Source organism: Cupriavidus sp. Agwp_2 (assembly GCF_040784895.1).
Classification (GTDB): domain Bacteria; phylum Pseudomonadota; class Gammaproteobacteria; order Burkholderiales; family Burkholderiaceae; genus Cupriavidus.
In genome coordinates, this window is sequence record NZ_CP088084.1 from 1,496,472 (window position 1) to 1,517,344 (window position 20,873).

17 protein-coding genes are annotated in these 20,873 nt (G+C 67.4%); 9 read left to right on the top strand and 8 right to left on the bottom strand.

The genetic code is table 11. The annotated features are described in order from the left end of the window. Nucleotides 1–227: 227 nt before the first annotated feature. Both LPA45_RS24510 and LPA45_RS24515 read left to right on the top strand, forming a co-directional pair. Nucleotides 228–1,202, top strand: a complete 975-nt coding sequence (locus LPA45_RS24510; RefSeq protein WP_317921453.1) for a tripartite tricarboxylate transporter substrate binding protein — start codon at nt 228–230, stop codon at nt 1,200–1,202. Between the two features lie 14 nt (nt 1,203–1,216). Then, nucleotides 1,217–2,674, top strand: coding sequence for an amidohydrolase family protein (locus LPA45_RS24515; protein WP_317921452.1), 1,458 nt, complete (start codon nt 1,217–1,219; stop codon nt 2,672–2,674). A 30-nt stretch (nt 2,675–2,704) separates the two neighbouring features. On the opposite strand, the gene LPA45_RS24520 is transcribed toward LPA45_RS24515, so the two are convergent. Beyond that, nucleotides 2,705–3,616: a LysR substrate-binding domain-containing protein gene (locus LPA45_RS24520; protein WP_116318766.1), complete on the bottom strand. Its 912-nt coding sequence runs from the start codon at nt 3,614–3,616 to the stop codon at nt 2,705–2,707. A gap of 174 nt (nt 3,617–3,790) precedes the next feature. Between LPA45_RS24520 and LPA45_RS24525 the strand changes: the two genes are divergently transcribed. Further along, a complete protein-coding gene (locus LPA45_RS24525) occupies nt 3,791–5,305 on the top strand; it encodes an amidase family protein (protein WP_317921451.1) in 1,515 nt (504 codons plus the stop codon). A gap of 35 nt (nt 5,306–5,340) precedes the next feature. Continuing rightward, complete coding sequence (locus LPA45_RS24530) at nt 5,341–6,276, top strand: LysR family transcriptional regulator (protein WP_317921449.1); 936 nt, start codon at nt 5,341–5,343, stop codon at nt 6,274–6,276. Nucleotides 6,277–6,302: 26 nt separating this feature from the next. Here the strand turns inward: LPA45_RS24530 and LPA45_RS24535 are convergent, their stop codons facing one another. The 3 genes from LPA45_RS24535 to LPA45_RS24545 all read right to left on the bottom strand — a co-directional run bounded on the left by LPA45_RS24535 (nt 6,303) and on the right by LPA45_RS24545 (nt 9,649). Further along, nucleotides 6,303–7,805 carry a tripartite tricarboxylate transporter permease gene (locus LPA45_RS24535; RefSeq protein WP_317921447.1) on the bottom strand — a complete coding sequence of 501 codons (1,503 nt, stop codon included), beginning with the start codon at nt 7,803–7,805 and terminating at the stop codon, nt 6,303–6,305. Nucleotides 7,806–7,814: 9 nt separating this feature from the next. Continuing rightward, nucleotides 7,815–8,276: a tripartite tricarboxylate transporter TctB family protein gene (locus tag LPA45_RS24540; RefSeq protein WP_116318769.1), complete on the bottom strand. Its 462-nt coding sequence runs from the start codon at nt 8,274–8,276 to the stop codon at nt 7,815–7,817. 389 nt (nt 8,277–8,665) lie between these two features. Continuing rightward, nucleotides 8,666–9,649 carry an aliphatic sulfonate ABC transporter substrate-binding protein gene (locus LPA45_RS24545; RefSeq protein ID WP_317921445.1) on the bottom strand — a complete coding sequence of 328 codons (984 nt, stop codon included), beginning with the start codon at nt 9,647–9,649 and terminating at the stop codon, nt 8,666–8,668. A 165-nt stretch (nt 9,650–9,814) separates the two neighbouring features. Here LPA45_RS24545 and LPA45_RS24550 point away from each other — a divergent pair, with 165 nt between their 5' ends. After that, nucleotides 9,815–10,189 (top strand): glyoxalase superfamily protein, encoded by a 375-nt coding sequence (locus tag LPA45_RS24550; protein ID WP_317921444.1) that lies wholly within the window; start codon nt 9,815–9,817, stop codon nt 10,187–10,189. 22 nt (nt 10,190–10,211) lie between these two features. Here LPA45_RS24550 and LPA45_RS24555 read toward each other — a convergent pair whose 3' ends face one another. Further along, nucleotides 10,212–11,021 (bottom strand): IclR family transcriptional regulator, encoded by an 810-nt coding sequence (locus LPA45_RS24555; RefSeq protein ID WP_116318772.1) that lies wholly within the window; start codon nt 11,019–11,021, stop codon nt 10,212–10,214. A 269-nt stretch (nt 11,022–11,290) separates the two neighbouring features. Here LPA45_RS24555 and LPA45_RS24560 point away from each other — a divergent pair, with 269 nt between their 5' ends. The 4 genes from LPA45_RS24560 (at nt 11,291) to LPA45_RS24575 (ending at nt 16,617) form a co-directional block, all read left to right on the top strand. Further along, nucleotides 11,291–12,256 (top strand): tripartite tricarboxylate transporter substrate binding protein, encoded by a 966-nt coding sequence (locus tag LPA45_RS24560; protein ID WP_116318947.1) that lies wholly within the window; start codon nt 11,291–11,293, stop codon nt 12,254–12,256. A gap of 35 nt (nt 12,257–12,291) precedes the next feature. Further along, the gene (locus LPA45_RS24565) at nt 12,292–13,491 is read left to right on the top strand and encodes a CaiB/BaiF CoA-transferase family protein (RefSeq protein ID WP_317921442.1); all 1,200 of its coding nucleotides are present in this window, start codon (nt 12,292–12,294) and stop codon (nt 13,489–13,491) included. After that, entirely contained in the window at nt 13,488–14,345 is an 858-nt protein-coding gene (locus tag LPA45_RS24570) for a citryl-CoA lyase (RefSeq protein ID WP_317921441.1), read from the top strand. The genes LPA45_RS24565 and LPA45_RS24570 overlap by 4 nt, the downstream gene beginning before the upstream one ends. Before the next feature lie 256 nt (nt 14,346–14,601). Next, nucleotides 14,602–16,617: an alkaline phosphatase gene (locus tag LPA45_RS24575; RefSeq protein ID WP_317921439.1), complete on the top strand. Its 2,016-nt coding sequence runs from the start codon at nt 14,602–14,604 to the stop codon at nt 16,615–16,617. Nucleotides 16,618–16,644: 27 nt separating this feature from the next. On the opposite strand, the gene LPA45_RS24580 is transcribed toward LPA45_RS24575, so the two are convergent. From LPA45_RS24580 to LPA45_RS24590, 3 genes are all read right to left on the bottom strand, one after another. Next, complete coding sequence (locus LPA45_RS24580; RefSeq protein WP_116318775.1) at nt 16,645–17,622, bottom strand: tripartite tricarboxylate transporter substrate binding protein; 978 nt, start codon at nt 17,620–17,622, stop codon at nt 16,645–16,647. A 1,026-nt stretch (nt 17,623–18,648) separates the two neighbouring features. Next, nucleotides 18,649–19,488, bottom strand: a complete 840-nt coding sequence (locus tag LPA45_RS24585) for a TetR/AcrR family transcriptional regulator (RefSeq protein WP_233528079.1) — start codon at nt 19,486–19,488, stop codon at nt 18,649–18,651. A gap of 64 nt (nt 19,489–19,552) precedes the next feature. Next, nucleotides 19,553–20,812 (bottom strand): MFS transporter, encoded by a 1,260-nt coding sequence (locus LPA45_RS24590; RefSeq protein WP_317921435.1) that lies wholly within the window; start codon nt 20,810–20,812, stop codon nt 19,553–19,555. Between the last annotated feature and the right edge of the window lie 61 nt (nt 20,813–20,873).

Sequence of the window (20,873 nt, forward strand, 5' to 3'; positions counted from 1 at the left end):
TGTGGCTGGCATTGTGGTGACCGGCTGCATCCCTGCGCAAATCGTTTGGCATGATCGCGGGTATCGGGGGGGACGATATCGCGTTCTGCTGCCACCCCCGCCGCGCAGTGCCGTAAGCGCCATGCATTCCGCCACGGAAACAATGGTCCACGAAACTTCAATAGGCCGGCCAATCACCGTCGCTGATACTCAATCCCGGAAACACCACCAACGAGGGGAGACAGCACATGAAGAAGTTTGCAATGCAGGCCCTGGCCGCCGGGGTCCTCGGCGTTGTGGCATGCGTGCCCGGCGCGGCACAGGCGGAGTGGCCGGAGAAGCCGGTGCGCCTGATCGTGCCGACCGCGCCGGGCGGCGCGCCGGACATCGTCGCGCGCCTGTTCGGCGATGCCCTGTCGCGGCGCCTGGGCCAGGCGGTGGTGGTGGAGAACCGCCCCGGCGCGGGCGGCAATATCGGCATGCAGGCGCTGCTTGCGGCACCGGCGGATGGCTACACCATCGGCTATGGCAACAACGCCACGCTGGCGACCAACCGCTTCCTGTACAGCCGGCTACCGTACGACCCGGACAAGCTGGTTCCCATCGTCGGCCTGGTCACGACCTTCAATATCCTGGCGGTCAACCCGTCATTGCCGGTGCGGTCCACGCAGGAACTGGTGGCCTATGCTCGCGCCAACCCGGGCAAGCTGTCGATGGGCTCGGCCGGCAACGGCACCACCAGCCACCTCGGCGGCGAGTTGTTCAAGGTCATGACCAACCTCAACATCATGCACGTGCCTTACAAGGGCAGCACGCCGGCGCTGCAAGACCTGGTCGGCAACAACGTGCAGCTGATGTTCGACAACGTGCCGTCGATCGGCCCGTACGTGAGCGCGAACCGCGTGCGCGCGCTGGCGGTCACGTCGAGCAAGCGCTCGCCGCAATTCCCCGACCTGCCAACCATGGCCGAAGCCGGCCTCAAGGGCTACGAGCTGACCGCCTGGGCAGGCCTGGTGGCGGCGCCGGGAACGCCGGCCGAGGCCATCGAGCGGCTGAACCGCGAGGTCAACGCAGTGATCCGCGATCCGGGCTTCCGGGCGCAACTGGACAAGCTTTCGTTCGAGCCGCTCGGTGGCAGCGCGCGCGATTTCCAGGCGCTGATCGCGTCCGAAACCGTCAAGTTCGGCGAACTGGTCCGCAAGAGCGGCGCCAGGGTCGATTGAGCGAGGAGACCGACATGACCAGGCTCTATGACCTCATCATCCGCAACGGCGACGTGATCGATGGCACCGGCGCGCCACGCCGCACCGCTGACGTAGCCATTGCCGACGGCGCGATCGCGGCGATCGGCGACCTCGGCGCCGCGCGTGCGGACGCTGAAGTGGATGCCGCCGGACTGATCGTCGCGCCCGGCTTTATCGACACCCACACCCACGACGACTGGATGGTGTTCGAGTCTCCCGGCATGCTGCCCAAGGTAACGCAGGGCGTCACCACCATCATCGCCGGCAACTGCGGCATCAGCCTGTTCCCGCTGGTGACCGACAGCATCCCGCCGGCGCCGCTGGACATCATGCGCGGCGGCTACCGCTTCGACTCCGTGCGCGCTTACCGCGAAGCGTTCGCCGCCAGCCCGGCAGCGGTCAATGTGGCAGTGCTGGTGGGCCAGTCGACGCTGCGTGCGCGGCATGTGCCCCAGCTCGGCTTGGCCGCCAGCGACGCGGAAATCGAACAGATGCGCCAGGACGTAGAAGCGGCGCTGCGAGAGGGCGCGATCGGGGTCTCGACCGGCACCTTCTATCCGCCTTCGGCGGCGGCGCCCGAGGACGAGATCGTGCGCATGTGCGAGCCGATGCGGCGCCTCGGCGGCGTGCTGGTCGCGCATATCCGCGACGAGAGCGACAAGATCGCCGAGTCGATCGACGAGACCGCGCGCATCGGCAAGGCGCTGGGGGTGTCCACCGTGATCTCGCACCACAAGCTGGTCGGCAAGCAGAACCACGGCCGCAGCCGCGCCACGCTCGCGCAGGTGCGCGAACATGCCCAGACCATGCCGCTGTGCCTGGATTGCTACCCGTACGCAGCTTCGTCGACCATGCTGCGGCCCGAGCGGGTCACGCAATGCGACCGCATCCTGATCACGTGGTCGGCCACCCATCCTGAAGCCGCCGGGCGCTACCTGGAAGACCTGGCGCAGGAATGGGGCCGCTCGCGCCATGAGGTGGCGCAGGCACTGGTGCCCGGTGGCGCCGTCTACTTCATCATGGACGAGGCCGACGTGCGCGACATCCTGGCCTACCCCGACACCATGATCGGATCGGACGGCATTCCTTCGGACGAGACCCCGCACCCGCGCCTGTGGGGCACTTTCCCGCGCGTGCTGGGCCTGTACTCGCGCGACCTGGGCCTGTTTCCGCTGGAACGAGCGGTGCACAAGATGACCGGGCTGGCGGCGCAGCGCTTCGGGCTGGAACGGCGCGGCGAACTGCGCGCCGGCCATGTCGCGGACATCACCGTGTTCGATCCGGCAACGATCCAGGACCGCGCCACCTTCGACGATCCGCAGCAGCCTTCGGTCGGCGTGCGCCATGTGTTCGTTGCCGGGCAGGCGACCCTGCGCGACGGTGCGCCGCTGGACGCCCGCCCCGGGCGCTTCGTCGGCTCGACGCTGGTGAACGCGCGCTCGGCGCAATGAGGCGTGCCGGCATGCCGCCGGCCTCTGCGCTCAGGGAGCCGCGCGGTCGTCGGCGCTCTGTTGCTGCAGCCACGCGATAAAGGTCTGCATCGCGGGGCCGTCGCGCTTGTGTTCCGGGCAGATGAAGTAGTAAGCCTTGGGCGAGACATAGGGTTGCGTCGCCAGGCGCAGCAGCCGGCCGGCGCGGATGTCGTCTCCGGCCACGTAGTCGGGCAGCAGCGCCAGCCCCATGCCGCTCAGCGCAGCCTGCAGGCCCATGGTCAGCAGGCCGTAGCGCGGGCCATCGTCCGGATGCGCGACCCGGAATCCCGCTTGTTGCAGGTAACTGGGCCACGCCTCCAGCGCGGCGTTCTGGTGCAGCAAGGGCAGTCGCCTGATCGCCTTGGCCAACGACACACCGGCGCCGAGCAGCTCCGGCGCGCACACCGGATACAGCTCCAGCGGCATGACCTTGAGCGAAAAATGGCGCGGCGGCGGGCCGGCGCAGTACATGATCGCCGCATCGAGCCCGGTGCTCTCCAGGTCTACCGGCCCGACCTTGGTGGTGACGTTGAGCTGGATGTGCGGCTGCTCCTTGGCGAAGCGCAGCAGCCGCGGCAACAGCCAGATATTGCCCAGCGAGACCGGCACCGACAGGTTAAGGCGCCCGCCGGCGGTGCGGCCGGACTGCACTTCAAGCGTCGCTTCCTCGATCAGGGCCAGCGCCTTGCGCACGCTCGCCAGGAATTCCTCTCCAGCCGGCGTCGGGGCCACCGCGCCCTTGCGGCGATTCAGCATGCGTGTGCCGAGATAGTCTTCCAGCTCGGTGATCTGCTTGCTGACCGCGCTTTGCGTCAGGCACAGCTCGTCGGCCGCGCCCGTGACGCTGCCAACGCGGGCCGTGGTTTCCAGCGCGATCAGGTTGGCCAGCGCAGGCAGGTGGCGTCCGGTGGTGCTCTTCATGGCGCAGGCGCAGGTCGGTAGGTCGTGGAGGAAGCCGGGCTGCAATTGCGCGCCGGCCAGCGAGGTGCCGGCATTGTCGTCGATTCATTCCGGGAAGGAAAGAACGTGGGAAGAAACATCCATTGCCGGACCAGCCCGGAGCAGCCACTATGCAAACAAACCGCAGGACCGCCCATGACTTCCTTACCGCACTCCGCATGGCCCGCGCATGACACGCTATCGCGTGCTGCCGTCGACCCGTTCGAAACATCGCTGGCAGCGCTCGCCGACGCCATGCGCTCCCGCCGCATCTCGGCGCAGGCGCTGGTGGGTGGCTGCCTCGCCCGCATTGCTGCCTACGACCGCGCCGGGCCCTGCCTGAACGCGATCAGCGAAGTGAACCCGTCCGCCATGCGGGAAGCCCGCGCGCTGGACGAGGAACTCCGCACGCAAGGTCCGCGCAGTGCGCTGCACGGCATCCCCATGGTGGTCAAGGACAACATCGACACGGCCGGCATGCCGACCACGGCCGGATGCGCGGCTCTGAGCCAGGCGTACCCGCCAGCCGATGCGGCATGCGTGGCACGGCTGCGCGCGGCCGGCGCGATCGTGCTGGCCAAGGCCAATATGTCTGAACTGGCCGCTTCCAACGGCCGTTTCGGCTACAGTTCGGCCAACGGACTGACGCTCAACCCCTACCGGCTCTCGCGCAATGCCAGCGGTTCCAGCAGCGGCAGCGGCGCGGCGGTCGCGGCCAGCCTTGCGGCCTTCGGCCTGGGCACCGATACCTTCGGCTCGGTGCGCGGCCCCGCTTGCGTGCATGCGCTGGCCGGCCTGCGGCCAACCCACGGATTGCTCGACAACGCCGGCGTACTGCCGCTGGCGGCCTCGTTCGACACCGTCGGGCCGCTGGGCCGCAGCGCGGCCGACGTGGCGCTGGTGATGGACGTGCTGGCGCCAGGCCAGGGCTTCGGCGCGCCGGCCACGCTGGCCACATTGGCCGGACGCCGGCTGGGTATCGTGACCGACTTCGCGGGCGGCAATGATGAGATCGATGCGCTGTTCGACGCTGCCGTGGCGGCAATGCAGGCCGGCGGCGCCCACGCGGTCCCAGTGCGCCTGCCAATCTCCGCACTGACGCTTTACGCCGACCTGCTGGACGACATTACGCGCGCCGAATGGGTGCCGGGCCTCGACCGCTACCTGCGGCTGGCAGGCAGCGCCGTGCCGCGCAGTGCCGCCGCACTGCTGGCAAGCCTTCAGGAGCGGCGTGAAGACGACGGGCGCGAAGTCAACCCGCTGACGCTTGCCGCCTTGCGCCACGCATGCGAGACCCGAGGCCTGCCGCCCCGGATCGACGCGGCCACGGCCCGTTGCCTGCGCCACCTGCTCGACGACATCATGCATTCGCATCGCGTGGATGCGTTGGTCTTTCCGACGCTTGCGTGTCCCGCCTCGCCCCGCTACGACATGGCTGACGCCACCTACCACTGCCGGGCAGCGCAGCCGCTGGCAGCGATGCACATCGCCAGCACCTCCGGCATGCCGGAGGTCAGCGTGCCGATGGGCTTTGTCGAGACGGGCGTACCGGCCGGCGTTTCGTGGCTGGGTCCAGCGGGCAGCGACGCGGCGCTGCTGGCCATGGCGGTCGCGTTCGAGCAGCAAACCCGGCACCGTCGCGCGCCCGCCACCACGCCGGCGCTGCCGTGACGCGCCGACGGACTTGCCGCAGGAGATAGCGAGGCATGCAAATCAAGGAAAGCCATTTTCGCGGTGTCGACCTGAACCTGCTGGTGACGCTGTCCGTGCTGCTGCGCGAGCGCAGCGTTTCGCGCGCCGCTGAACACCTGCATCTCGGGCAGCCGGCGGTCAGCGGTGCGCTGGCCCGGTTGCGCGAACTGTTCGACGATCCCCTGCTGGTCCGCAGCACACATGGCATGGCACCGACGGCGCGCGCGCTGGAACTGGAGCGGCGCCTGTTGCCGGCGCTTGCCGAGATCGAGGCCGCACTGCTGCAGCGGCGTGAATTCGATCCGCTGGCGTCGGACCGGACCTTTGTCATCGGCATGCCGGACTGGATCGAACTGTGGCTGGCGCCGCCCCTGCTGGCGTGCCTGGCGGTGCATGCGCCGCGGGTGCGGCTGGCGATCGTACCGACCGATCCGTTCCGCGGCACCGACATGCTGGAGCGCGGGGAAATGGACCTGGGTGTCGGGCCGTTTGCCAAGGGCCCGGCGTGGCGTCGCGAGCGCGATGTGCGCAGCATGGGCTTTCGCTGCGTGTATGGGGCAGCGCCGCTGCAGGACGGTGGCCGCCTGTCGCTAGCCGACTACCTGCGCTTTCCCCACGTGCTGGTGTCGTATCGCGGCGGCTTCGACAGTGCCGCCGACGCATGGCTGGCCACGCAAGGACATGCCCGCGAGGTGCGCTACAGCAGCGCGCGCTTCGCCAGCGTGCCCGCCATCCTGCATGGCATCGCCGCGCTGGCTACAGTGCCGGCGGTGCTGGCGGACCAGTGGTGTGCCAGCGCGGGGCTGCGACAGTTGCCATCGCCGGTGCCACTGCCCGACTTCACCGTGCTAGCGGCCTGGACCACGGCGCGGGACAGCGATGCCGGGCTGATGTGGCTGGCGGACCGGATCGCAAGCCTGGCCGGCGCGGGCGAGGGTCTCGCCACGTAGCGCCGCCCGCGCGAATGGCGGCTTGCCTATTCCTCCTGGAAGGCCTCTTCCCGCTTTGCCTTGATCGACGGCAGCGCCACCACCGCCACCAGCGCCGCGGCGGCCACCAGCAAGCCCAGCGACAGCGGCCGCGTGGTGAACACCGAGAAGTCCCCGCGCGACAGCAGCAAGGTGCGGCGGAAGTTCTCCTCCATCATCGGCCCCAGCACGAAGCCCAGCAGCAGCGGCGCGGGTTCGCAGCGCAGCTTGTGGAAGATGTAGCCGATCAGGCCGCACGCGGCCGCGGCGAAGACATCGAACACCGTGTTGTTGACCGAATAGACGCCGATGCTGCAGAACACCAGGATCGCCGGGTAGAGGAAGCGGTACGGCACGGTCAGCAGCTTGACCCAGATGCCGATCAGCGGCAGGTTCAGCACCACCAGCATCAGGTTGCCGATCCACATCGAGGCGATCAGCCCCCAGAACAGCGCGGGGTTGCTGGTCATCACCTGCGGGCCCGGCTGGATGTTGTGGATCGTCATCGCGCCCACCATCAGCGCCATCACCGCATTGGGCGGGATGCCCAGCGTCAGCAGCGGGATGAATGACGTCTGCGCCGCGGCATTGTTAGCCGACTCAGGGCCTGCGACGCCTTCGATCGCGCCCTTGCCGAATTCCTGCGGATGCTTCGATGTCTTTTTCTCCAGCGAATACGCGGCAAAGGACGCCAGCGACGCGCCGCCGCCCGGCAGGATGCCCAGCGAAGAGCCCAGTAGCGTGCCGCGCAGCACAGCGGGGATCATGCGCCTGAAGTCTTCCTTGTTCGGGAACAGACCGGTTACGCGGTCGGTAAAGGTCTCGCGGTGCTCCTTCTGCTCCAGGTTGGCGATGATCTCGGCGAAGCCGAACAAGCCCATCGCGAGCGCCGTGATGCTGATGCCGTCGGTCAGTTCCGGCACGTCGAACGAGAAGCGCGCTGCGCCCGAGTTCACGTCGGTGCCGACCAGCCCGAGCAGCAGGCCCAGCACGATCATCGCCACCGCCTTGACCAGCGAGCCCGACGCCAGCACCACGGCACCGATCAGCCCGAGCACCATCAGCGAGAAATACTCGGCGGCACCGAACTTGAATGCCAGCTCCGACAGCGGCGTGGCGAATGCGGCCAGGATCAAGGTGGCCACGCTGCCGGCGAAGAACGAGCCAATGCCCGCCGTGGCGAGCGCCACGCCGGCCCGGCCGCGCCGCGCCATCTGGTAGCCGTCCAGCGTAGTCACCACCGCCGACGACTCGCCCGGCAGGTTGACCAGGATGGCCGTGGTCGAGCCGCCATACTGCGCGCCGTAGTAGATGCCGGCCAGCATGATCAGCGCGGCCACCGGCGGCAGCGTGTAGGTGATCGGCAGCAGCATGGCGATGGTGGCCAGCGGCCCCAGCCCCGGCAGCACGCCGATCAGCGTGCCGAGCACGCAGCCGAGGAAGGCATAGGCGAGGTTCTGCAGCGACAACGCCGTGGAGAACCCGAGTGCGAGATGACTGAGCAGTTCCATCGGTGTCTCCTAGTTGGTGAAGATCGCCGGCCACACCGGCATCTGCAGGTTGATGCCGTAGACAAAGGCGACCGTGCTGATCGCCACCAGCACCACCGCGTTCAGGATGGCGCCCTTCCACGTGAATTCATGGCTGGCCATCGACGACACCAGCACCAGCGCCAGCACCGACAGCACCATGCCCAGCGCCTTGAGCACGAGGCCGAACAGCACGACCGAGCCGAGGATCCACAGCAGCGTCTTGATGTCCCAGCGGGCCATGCGATCGGCCTCTCCTTCTTTCGACATGGCGCCGAACGCCACCACGGCGCCGAGCAGCGCAAGCACGATGCCAAGCCAGAACGGGAAGTATCCGGGGCCCATCCGGGCGGCGGTGCCCATGGAGTAGCCACGGGCGACGAAAGAAAAACTAAGGCCGACGACGATGAACATCAGGCCGGACAAGAAGTCGGTTTGTTTGCGTATGCGCATGCAGGATCCTTGAAGCTGGGGGGCGACAGAAGGCGCCATTGCGGTGGCGCCCGCTTCCGGAGCCCCGAACAATACATCATGTCGTGATATATTTTTCGGCACCCAAGGGTTATTCCTTAGGAATCGGACGGCACGGCAGCCGCTTCCGACACGTCAGGGATCGCCGTTACGCCGTTACGCCGTTACGCCGTTACGCCGTTATGCCGAGACATTGAAGACATGGAGACGCATGCGGGGCCGCGCCCGTGAGACACGCTGCTGCAGCGAGGAAGATGCGGGAACGGAGGCGCGAAAAGCAGCGCAGGCACCGGCGTTGAACGCGGGTGCCTGCGCAGTGACGGGCTAATGCGAAGGGTGCGGCTGCGCCCTGACAGCGCAGCCGAAGTCGGTCAAGCCTTGCGCCAGACCGGCGAGCCGGAGATCGCGACCTTGCGCGGCAGGATCTGCTGCGCGGTGAAGGCGTCGGCAATGCGCTGCTGCTCGGCCAGCGCCGCGCCGTCGACGGTGCGCACCGCGTAGCTGCGGCGCGCGTTGGCGGCCTCGACCGTGGCCGCATCCAGCCCGATCAGTGGCGCATGCCATCGCGCCGCCTCGGCCGGATTGCGCTTGACCCACTCGCCGGCGTCGCGCAGCGCGTCGAAGACCACGTTGAGCACCTCCGCATGCGCACGCGCATACGGCGTGGCGGCCAGGTAGAAGCGGCGGTAGCTGGCCAGTCCGTCGCCATCGCGCAGCACCCGCGCATTGGCCTGGCGCTGCACCGCCGCCAGGAACGGATCCCAGATCGCCCACGCCGCCACGCTGCCGCGCTCGAAGGCCGCGCGCGCATCGGCCGGACTCAGGTACACCGGGTCGATATCCCGGATCGACAGGCCCGCGCGCGCCAGCGCTTCGAGCACAAGGTAGTGCGCACCGGCACCCTTGGCAAACGCCACGCGCTGGCCCTTGAGCTGTGCCACTTCACGGATCGGCGAATCGCCGCGTACGACGATGGCCTGCGCCTGCGGCGAGGGGGTCTCGCTGGCGTAATAGGTCAGGTCCGCGCCCGCGGCCAATGCGAAAGGCGGCACCGCATCGGCCACGTCCGCGCTGAGGTCGAGGTTGCCGAGGTTCAGCGCCTCCAGCAGCGGCAGGCCTGAGGTGAATTCATACCACTGCACTGCCACGCCCTTCGGTGCCAGCGCTTTCTCCAGCGTCTGCCGCGACTTCAGCAGGATCATCAGCGTGGAGGACTTCTGGTAGCCGATGCGCAGCGGCGTCGGCTGTCCCTGCGCGCGGGCGGTGCCGGTCCAGGCGCCGGCCGCGGCGGCAACGCCCGCGGCGGCTGTGGCCGCGAGCAACTGGCGGCGGCGGGCGTTGTAACGGGGATTCATGGCGGCACTCCGGGCAATGGCAAAGAGGGCCAGCATAGTCACGGGCGCGCCGCAAGCCAACGAACAATGTCGCGGTTGCTTATGCATCCAGCGCGAATCGGCAAGCATGGCCTATGATCCGGCAATCCCTTTTCCGCCAACTGTTTCCATGACGAGGCCAATGCCATGCAACTGTCCCCCGCCATCCCGATCCTGCGCATCTTCTCGGTCGACAAGGCCCGCGAGTTCTACCTGGATTTCCTCGGCTTCACGGTGGACTGGGAGCATCGCTTCGAAGAAGGGTTCCAAGAAGGGTTCCCGTTGTACATGCAGGTCAGGCGCTCCGGCCTGACGCTGCACCTCAGCGAGCACTACGGCGACGCCACGCCCGGATCGACGGTATTCGTGCCAATGCAGGACATCGATGCGCTGCACCGCGAGTTGTCGGCCAGGGACTACGCGTATGCGCGCCCCGGCGTCGAGACGCTCGGCTGGGGCCGGCAACTGCAGGTGGCGGATCCGTTCGGCAACCGGCTGCGCTTCTGCGAGCTGTCCGAATAGGCGCAAGCCCGCGTGACGCCAGCTAGTCCGCGTCGCCGGCGCCGGTCGCGCCGCTGGCCATGATCTGCTCCATGCTCAGCTGCGCGATGCCCTGATCGTAGCGCGCGCCATTGCCGCCCAGCACCGCGGTGGCCTGCCGCGCGACCTTGAGCAAGGTCGCCACTGCCGCGTACATTGTCGGCGCCGCGGCCAGCCGTTGCTTCGGGCCCGACAAGGTCAGCGCGCCCACCAGCTCGCCGGTGGCGCCGAACACCGGCACCGAGGCCGAGGCGGTCTCGGCATCGCGCTCGCCATACGACGCCGCCCATAGCCGCGCCCGCACCTCGCTCCAGCGCTCGTCGCCGGGTTCAGTGAAGGCGCGCAGCAATTTGCCCGAGGCGCCGCGGTCGACCGGGAAGGCGTCGCCAACGCCAATGGAAACGCGCACCGCACGCGCCGGCTCCACACGGTAGAGCACCAGCCGCTGGTCGCCCTGGCGCACGTAGAACGATGAGGTTTCGCCCAGTTCGCGGCTGACCTGCTCCAGCAGCGGCTCGATCACCGGGCCGACGCGGAACGAGCGCTGGTAGATCGCCGCCAGCCGCAGCGGCTGTGGCCCGATTGCGTACTGGCCGTCGTCGAGCTTGCGGATATAGCCGCCATGCTCCAGCGCCGCCAGCAGGCGCAGCACGGTGCTCTTGTACAGGTCGGTGCGGCGCGACAGTTCGGTCAGCGACAGGCGCTCGTCGGTCGGTCCGAAGGCGCCGAGGATGGCGAAGGCGCGGTCCAGCACGGCGACGCCGCTGGAGGTATCGGGGGCGCCGGCGGAGTGGGCGGGTTGCTTGTCTTCCATGGTTGCAGAGCGGCCAGAGTTCTGCCTAGTAGAACACAGGTTTCACATTTTTTCGAAATCATCGGGTTTACTCGGATTAGTTTCTCTCTATTCTGGCTCTAAAGTTCTTCTCCATAGAACACAGTTCTATCAGAAGGAACAAAACCGGCGCCAACTGAAGAGATCAGGCCTGCCGGTTCCATCAGACAGGAGACTCCATGACCCGCCGTTCGCTCCGTTCCACCCATTCCATGCGTTCCCCGATACTTGCCGCGCCTGTGCGGGCCCTGATGCGCACCGTTGCCTGCTGCGCGCTGCCTGCGCTGCTTGCCGCAGGTGCCGGCGTCGCCCATGCCGCCGACGCCTATCCCGCGCAGCCGGTCCGCCTGATCGTGCCCTTCCCGCCGGCGGGCGGCACCGACGTGCTGTCGCGACTGGTCTTCAACAAGATCGGCATGGCGACAAAGTGGAACGTGGTGGTGGAGAACCGCGCGGGTGCGGGCGGCAACATCGGCATGGACGGCGTGGCCAAGGCCAGGCCCGATGGCTATACCCTGGGCATGGGGCAGACCGCCAACCTGGCGATCAATCCCACGCTGTATCCGAAGATGCCCTACAACGCGCTGAAGGACTTCGCGCCGGTGGCGCTGGTGGCGGCGCAGCCGGTGGTGCTGATCGTACGTAACGACGCTCCCTACAAGACTGTTGCAGACCTCGTGGCGGCAGCGAAGGCGAAGCAGTTGTCGATGGCTTCGGCCGGCACGGGCACGGTCGGGCACCTGACCGGTGAAATGTTCGCACGGCGCGCCGGCATCAAGACGCTGCATGTGCCGTACAAGGGCGCCTCGCCGGCCCTGACCGACCTGATGGGCGGGCAGACCGACTTCTATTTCGCCACGCCGCCGATCGCCATGCCGATGATCAAGGCCGGCAAGATCCGGGCCCTGGCAGTGACATCGGCCAAACGCCTGCCATTGCTGTCCGCCGTGCCTACCATTGCAGAGTCGGGCTACGCAGGCTTCCAGGCGGAAGACTGGAAGGCGCTGGTGGCGCCCGCCGGCACGCCGCCCGAGGTGGTGGCGCGGCTGAATGCCGAGGTCAACAAGGCGCTGGCGCAGCCGGACACGGTGAGCAAGCTGCGTGAAGAAGGCAGCGAACCTCGCGGCGGCACCGCCAAAGAGCTCGGCGCCTTTATCCAGAGCGAGAACACGCGCTGGGGCGAGATCGTGCGCCAGTCCGGCGCGCGCGTCGAATAGTTGAATCGTCGAACAACGGACCAGACACCAACGCCATGCAAAAACCCTTGCGTAACATCCGCGTGCTCGACCTCACCAACGTGCTGGCCGGCCCGTTCTGCTGCCACCAGCTCGCGCATCTTGGCGCCGAGGTCATCAAGGTGGAAACGCCGGGTACCGGCGACCTGGCGCGCCAGCTTGGCGCGGATGCCGAGCTGAACCAGCGCCTGATGGGCGTCTCGTTCCTGGCCCAGAACCCGGGCAAGCAGTCCGTGACCATCAACCTCAAGCACGCGCGCGGCAACGAAGTGTTCCGCAAGCTGGTACGCAGCGCCGACGTGTTGGTCGAAAACTTCCGCCCCGGCGTGATGGACCGGCTCGGCCTGGGCTACGAAACGCTCAGACAGGAGAACCCGCGGCTGATCTACTGCGCGATCTCCGGCTTCGGCCAGGACGGGCCGCTGGCGGAGCTGCCGGCGTACGACCAGATCATCCAGGGCATGTCAGGCGTGATGAGCATCACCGGCGATCCGGAGACGGCGCCCTACCGCGTGGGCTATCCGGTGTCCGACACCATTGGCGGACTGACCGCGGCGCTTGCCGTGGCGGCGGCGCTGGCGGATCACCAGCGCACCGAGGGCTATTTCATCGACGTGTCGATGCTGGAGGCCACGCTCGCCACCATGGGCTGGGTGGTCTCCAACCACCTGATCGCCGGCAAGGCCCCGGTGCCGATGGGCAACGAGAACATGACCGCCAGCCCGTCGGGCACCTTCCGCACCGGCGACGGGCTGCTCAATATCGCCGCCAACAAGCAGGAACAGTTTGAAGCGGTGTGCCGCGTGGTCGGCCGTCCCGAACTGGCTGGCGATGCGCGCTTCGCGCAGCGGCAGGCGCGCCTGGCCAACCGCGCGGCCCTGACCGACGCGCTGGAAGCCGAGCTGGCAACCAGGCCCGCCACCGAATGGTGGCCGCTGCTGAACGCCGCCGGGGTCCCGGCCGGTCCGGTGCTGGGCGTGCCCGACACGCTGGCGCATCCGCAAGTGCGCGACCGCGGCATGATCGGCGAATTTGCCGAAGTGCCAGGCGTGGGCCGCGACATCCGCGTGGTGCGCACCGGCTTCAAGCTCAACCGCGAGGCGCCGGCAGTGGACACGCCGCCGCCAGAACTGGGCCAGCACACGCGCCAGGTGCTGGAAAGCCTGGGCTACAGCAGCACGGACATCGATCAACTCAGCCAGGAGCGCGCAATATGAGCGGCATCGGCCAACATCCCAACGCCGGCGAACAAGACATGGAGCCGGGCCAGCGCCTGTCGCAGGACTGGTGGCATACCGGCATCATCGACATGAAGCCCGGCGAGATCCGCTACCGCGGCTATCCCATCGAGCAGCTGATCGGACGCGTCTCGTTTGCGCAGATGATCTGGCTGATGCTGCGCGGCGAACTGCCTGGCCCGGGACAGGGAGAGTTGCTTGACGCGGCGCTGATGGCCGCCGTCGACCACGGTCCGCAGGCACCGAGCATTGCCATCGCGCGCATGGCGGCGACCTGCGGCGTGGGGCTGAACAATGCAATGGCGTCGGCGGTCAACGTGCTGGGCGACGTGCATGGCGGCGCGGGCGAACAGGCGGTGGCGCTGTATGAGGATGTCGGCGCGCGCATCGACGCCGGCAGCAGCATGGACGATGCCGTGGCCGCGGCGCTGCATGGCTATCGCGACCTGCATGGCAAGTTTGTCTCCGGATTTGGTCACCGCTTCCATCCGGTCGACCCGCGCGCACCGCGCCTGCTCGCGCTGGTGGAACAAGCCGCGGCCGATGGCGTCGTCACGGGGCGCTATGCGTCGATCGCGCGTGCCATCGAGCAGGCACTGTCCGCCGGGCGCAGCAAGCCCATTCCGATGAATATCGACGGTGCCACTGCCGTGATCTATGCCGAGCTCGGCTTCCCTGCCCCGCTGGCGCGCGGCCTGTTCTGCCTGTCGCGTTCGGTCGGCATCCTCGCGCACGCGTGGGAGCAGACCTGCCAGGGCGGGCGCAACAAGGGACCGATCCCGCGGCAGTTCCTGTGGACCTACGACGGCGCGCCGCAGCGCGACGTGCCCTAGCCGGTCGTTGATGAATCATTGCGTCGCTGCGGAGATCGCGTCCTGACGCCATGGATGACTGGAAAGGCCGAGCACAACGCCTCTCGGCATCAGTCGTCCTTCTCCTATATCGATGTCGGCGCATCACCGACAGCGAAGACAGAGACCGGCCACTAGTATCCATGCAACAAGCAGTCACGTCTCCCACAAAAAATGATGCCCTCTCCGGCGTCCGGGCCGCGGCTGTGCTCCGCAACCCGAGAGAAGGAGAGCAATCATGGATCGACGCCAGTTCCTGAAGTGGGGAAGTTTCATGACCGTCACGATCGCCACCGGCGGCCTGGCTGCCTGCGGCGGCGGTGGTGGCGACGACGATGAGCCCGACACGGGCAATCCGGAAAACTTCAATTTCGTACACGGCGTCGCCTCGGGCGACCCAAAGCCTGACAGCGTAGTGGTGTGGACCCGCGTTGAAGGCAGCAACGGCAAGCGGCCCGTGGTGGTGCGGCTGCAAGTCTCGACGCAGCAGGACTTCCCGCCGCAATCGCTGGTGGTCAACCAGCCGCTGATGGCCCTTCCGGAATGGGACTACACCATTCGCAACAAGGTCACGGGCCTGACCGCCGGCACTCGCTACTACTACCGCTTCCTGCTCGGCAACCGCCCCAGCACCGCAGGCCGCACGCGCACCGCAGCAGCCGCGGGCACGCCGCTGGCGCAACTGCGCTTCGCCTTTGTCAGTTGCCAGGACTGGAATGCCAACCACTGGGCCGGCATGGAAGAGCTGGTGGAACAGGACCTGGACTTTATCGTCCACGTGGGCGACTACATCTACGAAGCCGTGCCCGGCGGCTCACGCGCCGGACTGGTGGAAGACCGCCACGCCGCGCTGCAGCTGCCCAACGGCACGGTGCTGCCGGATGGCAGCGTCTACGCCACCACGCTCGACGACTACCGCTACCTGTACCGCAGCTACCGCAGCGATACGCGCTTGCAGGCGCTGCACGCGGCCTTCCCCATGATCGCGATCTGGGACGACCACGAGTTCTCGGACAACTGCTGGCAGGACCGCCAGACCTACGACTCGGACGACGACCTCACGCCACACACCGCGCGCCGGCGCGCCGCCAGCCAGGCGTGGTTCGAATACCTGCCCGCCGACGTCAGCCTCGACACGAGCAACCCGTCGTTCCAGAACATCCAGATCTACCGGGCCTTCACCTTCGGCAACCTGGCCACGCTGTTGATGACCGACGAACGGCTGTACCGCGCCGACCACATCATCGCGGAGGAATCGACTGGCCGCGCGGTCGGCAGCCTGTACTTCGTTCCCGCCGCCACGCTGGCCTCCACCGAGGCGCAGAAGATCAGCGATGCCGGCAATGCGCTGACGCCGGTGTCGATGCTCGGCGACGCGCAGCGCGCGTGGTGGCAGGACCGCGTCGGCGGCGCCAATACCACGTGGAAGCTGTGGGGCAACCAGCTGTCGCTCATGCGCATGCAGGTCGACATCACCAAGGCCATCGCCGATCTGATCGCGCGGGCCTTGGTGCAGGCCAATAGCGCGCTGGCATCGCTGCAGTCGGCCATCGCCAGTGCGCTGGAAAGCGATCTGGCCGCGGCCAAGGCCGCCGGCTCCTATGCCGGACTGGCGTACACCGCGCTGCGCAACCTGCTGTCGCAGGCAGGCATCGACGCGGCGGCCTTCGACGCCAACATCCGGCCGCTGATCGAAAGCCGCCTGCCGGCGATCGCGCTGCTCGACCGCTTTATCCTCAATGCCGACCAGTGGGATGGCTACAACGCCGAGCGCAAGAACCTGATGGCGTTCCTGAAGGCCAACGGCGTGCGCAACATGGTGGCGCTGAGTGGCGACATCCATGCGTTCTTCGGCGGCCAGGTGATGGACGACTACGATGCGGCTTCGCCCACGCCGGTGATGGTCGACCTGGTGACCGCGGGCGTGTCGAGCAACACGCTGCTGAGTTCGTTCCGCGCCATCGTCGACAACGACCAGGCTTTTGCCGCGTTGCGCGAGCTGGTCTACAGCGATGTCGGCGGCGTGCTGGTGAACGCGTTCGATACCACTTTGCGCGCGTTCAACCCGTGGATTCGCCATGCCGACACCAATGCGGAAGGGTATGCGCTGGTGACGCTGACGGCGGACAAGCTCAGCTGCGCGTTCCATACGATGAAGTCCATCAGCGGCGGGGTCGCGCCGGCGCTGCCGGCTACCGCAAGCACGCGGGTGCTTGAAGTGGCGGCAGGCACGGCGGATGTGAATGTGCTGTAGCGGGATGGGTTGCGGTGCGCCGGGTGCTTATTCGGCCTTGACGCCGGCGTCACGGATGACTTTTTCCCAGCGCACCTTCTCTGCCTGCACGAAGCGTTCGCCCTGCTGGCGGTTCTGAGGCATCGGGTAGGTGCCCAGCTCCTTCAGCCGCTCGACGAAGACAGGCTGCGACAGCACGGTGCCGACCGCGGTGTTGATCGCGTCGAGCGCGGCCGCGGGGGTGCCCTTGGGCGCGAACACGGCGAACCAGCCCTTTGCCACCAGGCCGGGGGCTACGTCCCTCGCAAGGGGTATCCCTTCGAGCCCGGGCAGCGTGGTGTCGGCGGTCACCGCCAGCGCCTTGAGGCGGCCGCTGCGCACCAGCGGTACCAGCGGTGCGATGCCGTCGACATAGACCGGCACATCGCCCTTGACCACGGCCTGGATCGCCTGCGTGGTGCCGCTGAAACTGACCTGGCGGAAGCGTGCCTGCTGCAGCTGGCCCATCATTTCAGCGGTCAGGTGCGGGACTGAGCCGCGCGTGGGGCTGCCGATGGTGACGTCGTCCGGGCGTGCCTTGCCGGCTTTCAGCACTTCCGCGAGGGTCGTGAAGCCGGACTTGGGGTCGGCGACGAACATCATTGGCGTGTAGGCCAGTGTTGCCGCGACTTCGGTGTCGCGCTGGATGTCGAACCTGGCTTCCTTGTACATCACCGGGGTGGTGACGGCTGCGGCGGCGTGGAAGATGCCTAGCGTGTAGCCGTCCGGCGCGGATTGCTTCAAGGCGCTCATGGCGACGATGCCGTTGCCGCCTGGCTTGTTTTCTACGATGACTTGTTGCTTCCAGACTGCGGTCAGGCGTTCGGCGACCTGGCGGGCGATGATGTCGGGGGCGCTGCCGGCGATGGAGGGGACGACGATGCGGACTATTTTTTCTGGATAGGGGGCGGCGGTTGCGGCTGCGGCCGCGGCCGCGACGGTCAGGCTGGTTGCTACAAGCAGCCTCAGGCTGGTGCGGCGGTTCATGGTTGTCTCCCGTGTGTGGTGTGGCGTCTCGTCGTCAAGGGTCTGATGCAGGGCGGCGGGACGAGGACGTCTTTATTTGACATACTGGCAATTAATTTTAGATTAATTGTTTGTGTATCAAATAAGGGGTTACCACTATGTCCCTAGTGCCGTGTGCTGTCTGCCGTGTGCCTGGCGGCTGGCATCTGGTAGCTATTTGATCGCCCGGTTCCGCCCTGAGGGCGGGTAACTCTTTGTCCGAGCGACAAAGAGTCACCAGAAAGCGCGTTTACTGCCCTGCGGGCGGCCACTCTTATCGTAGTGTGCTGGGGCTTTCGTACGGGGCTTGGCTTCCTCACATAGCAGGGCTGCCTGCCGCCGTGGTGCGCCACGGTGCGCTGGGATTGAAGCGATGTTTGAACGAGCCCAGAGCTGTGGGTGGCCCCGGCTGCGAGCGTCAACATAGGAACGCCTACGGCTGCGCTGCGCGCCGGCAGCATCTCAGGTCAGCGGCCCTGGCACGGAACGCGTCGCTGCGCTCGCTTGGCGCTAGCGCCGATGGGCTCAGCGCCTAGCCCTGCCCGCCTGTTTGCTCCCCTCTCCCGCCTGCGGGAGAGGGGCCGGGGGAGAGGGCCGGAGCCCCTACGAAGTAATGCCAGCCAATTCGCTGGGGCGAGCCAAGACCTTCGTAGTCGATCGCCCTGTCGCCAAGCCCAGCTGACCAACTAGGACCCGCGCGCTGCGCAGCCGCAGGCGTTCCTACCACGCCGCTAGCAGCAGGGGCCACCCAACAGCTCTGGGCTCGTTCAAAAACTGCGTCAATCCCGAGCCACCGTGGCGCACCATGGCGTCAGGCAGTCCTGCCCTGCAACGACGCCCAGCCCCGTACGAAAGCTCGCGCGCACTACGATAAGAGTGGCCGCCCGCCCAGGGCAGTAAACGCGCTTTTTGGTGACTTTTTGTCGCTCGGACAAAAAGTTACCCGCCCTTCAGGGCGGAACAGGGCATATCAACTGCTACCAGATGCCGGCCGCCAGGCCACAAACCTCAAGCAACCTTCTTCCTGGCCCTCTTGACCACAACACCCCTCCCACTAACCTTCCACCCCTCAATCCCATCCAGCGTAATCCGCAGCCCTTCCTCAAACGCCACATCGGAAGTCAACCGCGAAAACGCCTTGCTGACGAACCGCGCTCCCGGATATTGCAGTTCGGAAGCCGACTCCAGCTTCTTCTCGATAAAGGCCTGGTGATAAGCCGGCAACTGCCGCGAGGCCTCGGCCATGCTGGCCGACACCAGATACTGCGCAATCAGGTGATAGCCAAGCGCCACCTGCTCGGCAGTAAAACCACCCTGCATGATGGCCGACGTCATCCGGTTGAAGAACTCCATCCCGTAATCGGTTTCCCCCGGCTCCACTTCCTGGAACAAGCGATACCGGTTATGCGACGCGACGTAGATACTGACCCCGGGATTCTCCACGGCAACTTCGAAACTCAGCCGCGCAATCCCCTCCACATCCGCACGCCAGTCGCCAGTCAACGACGGCAGCACGCCAACCCGCTGGCGGTAGTAGTCGTTGAGTACACCAGACACCAGTTGGTCACGCCCCCCGAGGTAGTAGTGGATCAACCCCGGCGCCACGCCGAAATCCTTGGCCAGCTGCACCATCGAGATCTGGTCCAGCGGCATGGACTTGGTCAGCTTGATCGCATGCTGCAGGATGGCGACACGGCTCAGCATCGGCTCGGCGCCGATAGGCGAATCGGTCTTGGGCGGGCGGCCGCGACGGCGCGGCGCAGTGGGGGTGGCGGTTGCCTTTCCGGCGGGTGCGGCGGCGGCTGTGGTATTGCGGCGAGCGGCTGGCATGTTGGTTTGACCGGTCATGGACACAGGGCCGCGTAAATTGCGGCCCTGGTAATTTTACCGCGCTGCGCCAGCCATGGCGAACTCAGGCGCCGGCAGGCTCGGGCAAACCGGAACCATGCGAGCTCGGGCGCAGATAACGCCCCAGCGACAGCGTCAGCGCCCCGGCCGCCAGCAGCATGCACGGCAGCACCAGCAGCGCGGTGTCGTAGTTGCCATGCCGGTCAAACCATCCGCCCAGCCCGATCGGCCCGATCACCGCGCCGAAGCCATACCCGGAGAACGCGATGCCGAACAGCGCCCCGAACGCCCGCAGCCCGAAATACGAGCGCACCAGGTAAGAGATCAGGTCGCCCTCGGCACCGATGGTCAGGCCGATCAGGGTGGCGGCGACCAGCAGCAACTGGTAATCCCGCGTGACGCCAAGCAGGTAGATGCCCGCAGCGCCACCGACAAAGAACACGCAGGCGACGAACGGCGCGTGGATGCGATCGATCAGCACTCCGGTCAGGATACGGCCCACCAGCAGCCCCACGCCGACCATCGACGCGCTACGCGCGGCGTCCGCCGGGCTGAAGCCCTTGTCGGCAAACATCGCGGGCAGGTGCGGCCCGAGCGACAGCGTCGCCGACGACGCCAGGATAAACACCGCCCAGATGGCCCAGAGGCGATAGCTGCGCAGTGCCTCACGCAGCGGCACCCCGGGCGCCGCCGCCCCGGACGCGGCCCGTGCCACGCCGGGCACGCGGCGTTCGCGCAGCAGCATGCAGGCCAGCAGCGACAGCACGATCGACCCGAGCCCCAGCGCCACATACGTCGTGCGCCAGCCATAGCCGGTCACCAGGTACTGCGCGGTGGCCGGCATCAGCACTGTGCCCGCCCCGAGCCCGCACATGGCAATGCCGAGCGCCAGCCCCAGGCGACGGTCGAACCACTGCGGCAGTACCGCAAGGTAGCCCAGCACCGAGGTCGCCGCGCCAAACACGCCGACCACCACCGACAAGCTCACCCACATTGCCTTGCTGCCATCCTGCAAGGCCATGCATGCCGTGGCAATCCCGAACACCAGCGCCGACGCCGCGATCACGCGCCGGATGCCGAAACGGTCCATCATCGTGCCGACCAGCGGGCTGACCACCGCCAGCCCGAACATCGACGCCGCATACGACAGCGAGGCTTCCGAGCGCCCCCAGCCGAACTCCTGCGCCAGCGGCTGTACGAAGACGCCGGCGGTAGCATTGAACAGCGGGGCGTAGCCCGCGAGCATCCCGAGCGCCGCGCCCAGGATGACGGCGACATAGGTCCAGCGGCCGGCGGCGGGCGCCGGTTGGGGGGCTTGCTGCATGGTGGTTGTCTCCGTGCCGATGGTGGGCGGATGGCGGCGGCCTCTGCGGGCGGCCGTCTTG

Excerpts from the sequence above, each read along its gene's own strand:
- LPA45_RS24510 (WP_317921453.1), top strand. The coding sequence starts at position 228 with ATGAAGAAGTTTGCAATGCAGGCCCTGGCCGCCGGGGTCCTCGGCGTT.
- LPA45_RS24515 (WP_317921452.1), top strand. The coding sequence starts at position 1,217 with ATGACCAGGCTCTATGACCTCATCATCCGCAACGGCGACGTGATCGAT.
- LPA45_RS24520 (WP_116318766.1), bottom strand. The coding sequence starts at position 3,616 with ATGAAGAGCACCACCGGACGCCACCTGCCTGCGCTGGCCAACCTGATC.
- LPA45_RS24525 (WP_317921451.1), top strand. The coding sequence starts at position 3,791 with ATGACTTCCTTACCGCACTCCGCATGGCCCGCGCATGACACGCTATCG.
- LPA45_RS24530 (WP_317921449.1), top strand. The coding sequence starts at position 5,341 with ATGCAAATCAAGGAAAGCCATTTTCGCGGTGTCGACCTGAACCTGCTG.
- LPA45_RS24535 (WP_317921447.1), bottom strand. The coding sequence starts at position 7,805 with ATGGAACTGCTCAGTCATCTCGCACTCGGGTTCTCCACGGCGTTGTCG.
- LPA45_RS24540 (WP_116318769.1), bottom strand. The coding sequence starts at position 8,276 with ATGCGCATACGCAAACAAACCGACTTCTTGTCCGGCCTGATGTTCATC.
- LPA45_RS24545 (WP_317921445.1), bottom strand. The coding sequence starts at position 9,649 with ATGAATCCCCGTTACAACGCCCGCCGCCGCCAGTTGCTCGCGGCCACA.
- LPA45_RS24550 (WP_317921444.1), top strand. The coding sequence starts at position 9,815 with ATGCAACTGTCCCCCGCCATCCCGATCCTGCGCATCTTCTCGGTCGAC.
- LPA45_RS24555 (WP_116318772.1), bottom strand. The coding sequence starts at position 11,021 with ATGGAAGACAAGCAACCCGCCCACTCCGCCGGCGCCCCCGATACCTCC.
- LPA45_RS24560 (WP_116318947.1), top strand. The coding sequence starts at position 11,291 with ATGCGCACCGTTGCCTGCTGCGCGCTGCCTGCGCTGCTTGCCGCAGGT.
- LPA45_RS24565 (WP_317921442.1), top strand. The coding sequence starts at position 12,292 with ATGCAAAAACCCTTGCGTAACATCCGCGTGCTCGACCTCACCAACGTG.
- LPA45_RS24570 (WP_317921441.1), top strand. The coding sequence starts at position 13,488 with ATGAGCGGCATCGGCCAACATCCCAACGCCGGCGAACAAGACATGGAG.
- LPA45_RS24575 (WP_317921439.1), top strand. The coding sequence starts at position 14,602 with ATGGATCGACGCCAGTTCCTGAAGTGGGGAAGTTTCATGACCGTCACG.
- LPA45_RS24580 (WP_116318775.1), bottom strand. The coding sequence starts at position 17,622 with ATGAACCGCCGCACCAGCCTGAGGCTGCTTGTAGCAACCAGCCTGACC.
- LPA45_RS24585 (WP_233528079.1), bottom strand. The coding sequence starts at position 19,488 with ATGACCGGTCAAACCAACATGCCAGCCGCTCGCCGCAATACCACAGCC.
- LPA45_RS24590 (WP_317921435.1), bottom strand. The coding sequence starts at position 20,812 with ATGCAGCAAGCCCCCCAACCGGCGCCCGCCGCCGGCCGCTGGACCTAT.